The organism is Asanoa sp. NPDC050611 (assembly GCF_040654855.1).
GTDB lineage: Bacteria > Actinomycetota > Actinomycetes > Mycobacteriales > Micromonosporaceae > Asanoa.
Genome location: NZ_JBFAIU010000561.1, coordinates 1 through 2807, shown reverse-complemented (window position 1 = coordinate 2807; position 2807 = coordinate 1). Strand labels below are relative to the sequence as shown.

The following is a 2807-nucleotide window of genomic DNA, read 5'->3' as shown; positions in this document are numbered from 1 at the left end:
GGATCGCCCGGGCGCCCTGGGCGTACTCCGGGAAGCCCGCGAGCGTCGGTGGTCCGGCCGGCGCGGGCGCCGGAGATCCGGAGGTGACGACCGCGGCGGCGCTCGCGAGCGCCACCGCGACACCCGCCGCAGCCCAGGCCGCGACCCGCTGCCGGCGCCGGCGGCGCACCTTCGCGCGTACGCCGTGCAGCCGCAGGTGGTGCATCACGTGCTCGGCGGAGTCCGCGGACCGCGACTCGAGCACCTCCCGCAGGTCTGTCGAGTTCACCGCAGCATCCCTTCCGGCGCGAGCGTCTCGTCGAGGCGCAGCTTGGCCATGGCGCGGCTGGCCTGGCTCTTGACCGTGCCGATCGAGCAGCCGAGCGCTTCGGCGATCTCCGCCTCCGCGAGGTCCTCGAAGAACCGCAGCACGAGCACCGCCCGTTGGCGGCGTGGCAGGCGGCCCAGCGCGCGCCACAGCTGGTCGCGGTCGTCGAGCCCGCGGTGCGGGTCGGCCGGACCGGCGGGCTCGGGCAGGTCGGCGGTCGGCAGCTCGCCCCGCCAGCGCCGGCGCCACGACGAGGCGTACGTGTTGACGATGATCCGCCTCACGTACGGCTCGGCGTCGCCGTCGATCCGCGCCCAGGCCTCCCAGGCCCGGGCCAGCGCCGTCTGCAGCAGGTCCTCGGCGAGCGCCCAGTCGCGGGTGAGCAGATACGCGACCCGCAGCAGGCGTGGCGAACGGGACACGACGAACTCGTCGAACCCCTCGGGTGTGATCACGTGCCCGCCCTCCTGCCCAGCCGGTCAGCATCTACTACCGGGTGGACAGGCAAAAGGTTGCAGGCAGTCCTCAGCTTTCGCTGCGATCGAGGTCGATGAGCGCCAGCCCGATGTCCGGTCGCGGCACCCGGCGCAGCTCGGCCGGCGTCTCGGTGGCCATCACCTCCAGCGTCGGCCAGACCCGCGCCTCCAGCAGGAACCGGCGCGCCGCATCGGCCATCGGCAGGTTGACCACGTCGGGCGAGACGGCTTCGAGCTGCTCCAACGTCCGCGCCTCGGCCAGCGTGAACCCGCCGACCGCGGTCCGCCGCAGCGCCGTCAGGTGTCCGCCGACGCCCAGCGCCACCCCGACGTCCCGGGCGATGGCCCGGATATACGTCCCCGACGAGCAGGTCACGTCGATGTCCACGTCGACGACCTCGTCGTGGCGGCGGACGTCCAGCACCTCCAGCCGCGAGATCGTCACCCGGCGCGCGGGAAGGGCGACCTCTTCCCCACCCCGTACCCGCTTGTAGGCCCGCTGCCCATCGATCTTGATCGCACTGACCGCGCTGGGCACCTGGTCGATCTCACCGCGCTGGGCCGCGAACGCGGCCACGAGAGCGTCGTCGCCCACCGCGCCCGCCGGAGACGTGGACACGACCTCGCCCTCCGCGTCGTCGGTCACCGTCGTCTGCCCGAGCCGGACCGTACCCAGATAGGACTTGTCCGCGCCGATCACGTACGTCAGCAGCCGTGTCGCCTTGTTGACGCCGATCACCAGCACCCCGGTGGCCATGGGGTCGAGGGTCCCGCCGTGCCCGACCCGGCGCGTGCGCGCGAGCCGCCGCACCCGGGACACCACATCGTGCGAGGTCATCCCGCCCGGCTTGTCGACCACGATCAGCCCGTCACCTGTCACGACGCCCAAGCCTGCCAGAGTCAGCGGACCGCCCCGACGACCGCCCACCCGCCGGTCCGCAGCCGCATCAGCAGGGCGACGCAGCGCACGACGACGAACAACGTCAAACCGGCCCAGATGCCGGCCAGACCCCAGTCCAGCGCGTACGCGATCCAGATCGCCGGCAGGAAGAACCCCAGCGCCGCCACCACGGTCAGGTCCCGCAGGTAGCGCACGTCCCCCGCACCGATCAGCACACCGTCCAGCGCGAACACCAGACCCGCGACCGGCTGCATCGCGACGAACCACGGCCACGCCACGCCGGCCTGGTCGAGGACCGCCGCGTCGGAGCTGAACAGCCGCGGGACCACGCCCGACCCCGCCGCGATGACCACCGCGAACGCCACACCGCAGACGACCCCGATCCAGCCGATCTTCCGGGCCAGGGACCGCGCCCCGAGCGCGTCGCCGGCACCGAGCGCCGCGCCGATCAGCGACTGGGCCGCGATCGCCACGGCATCGAGCACCAGGGCGGTGAAGAACCAGAGCTGCATCGCGATCTGATGGCCGGCCACCGTCGCGGTCCCGAAGCGGGCCGCCACCGTCGTCGCCGACAGGAAGCTGAGCTGGAACGCCCCGCCCCGGATGAGCAGGTCACGCCCCATCCGCAGTTGCTCGAGGATGACCCGCAGCCGCGGCCGCCAGGAGATGTGCTCCCGCAGCAGGGCCACGGCGAAACACACGCCGGCCACCGACTGCGCGACCACGTTGGCGATCGCCGAACCGACCAACCCGAGGCCGGCCGGGTAGACCAGCAGCGGGCACAGGGCGGCCGACAGGAGGTTGGCGCCGAGCACGAAGTACAGCGGCCGCCGGGTGTCCTGCACCCCGCGCATCCAGCCGTTGCCGGCGGCGGCGAGCAGCAGCCCGGGCGCGCCGATCGCCGCGACCCGCATCCACAGCGCCGCCGAGCCGGCGATCTCCGGGTTGCCGGACAGCGCCCGGGCCAGCGGTCCGGCCGCGACCTGCATGCCGATGGCGATCACGACGCCGGCGCTGAACGCGAGCCAGGACGCCTGGACGCCCTCGTCGACGGCCGCCGACCGGTCGCCGGCGCCGAACCGCCGCGCCGCGCGACCGGTCGTGCCGTAGGCGAGGATCGTGC

The 2807-nt window shown here is 73.7% G+C and carries 4 protein-coding genes; all 4 read right to left on the bottom strand.

Annotated elements, in window-relative coordinates:
• A partial coding sequence (locus AB0H87_RS40185; RefSeq protein WP_360158583.1) for a hypothetical protein occupies positions 1-268 on the bottom strand: 268 nt, incomplete at its 3' end.
• Entirely contained in the window at positions 265-762 is a 498-nt protein-coding gene (locus AB0H87_RS40180; RefSeq protein ID WP_360158580.1) for a SigE family RNA polymerase sigma factor, read from the bottom strand. The genes AB0H87_RS40180 and AB0H87_RS40185, both read right to left, overlap by 4 nt.
• 70 nt (positions 763-832) lie before the next feature.
• Entirely contained in the window at positions 833-1663 is an 831-nt protein-coding gene (gene truB / locus AB0H87_RS40175; RefSeq protein ID WP_360158577.1) for a tRNA pseudouridine(55) synthase TruB, read from the bottom strand.
• Between the two features lie 20 nt (positions 1664-1683).
• A partial coding sequence (locus AB0H87_RS40170; protein WP_360158574.1) for an MATE family efflux transporter occupies positions 1684-2807 on the bottom strand: 1124 nt, incomplete at its 5' end.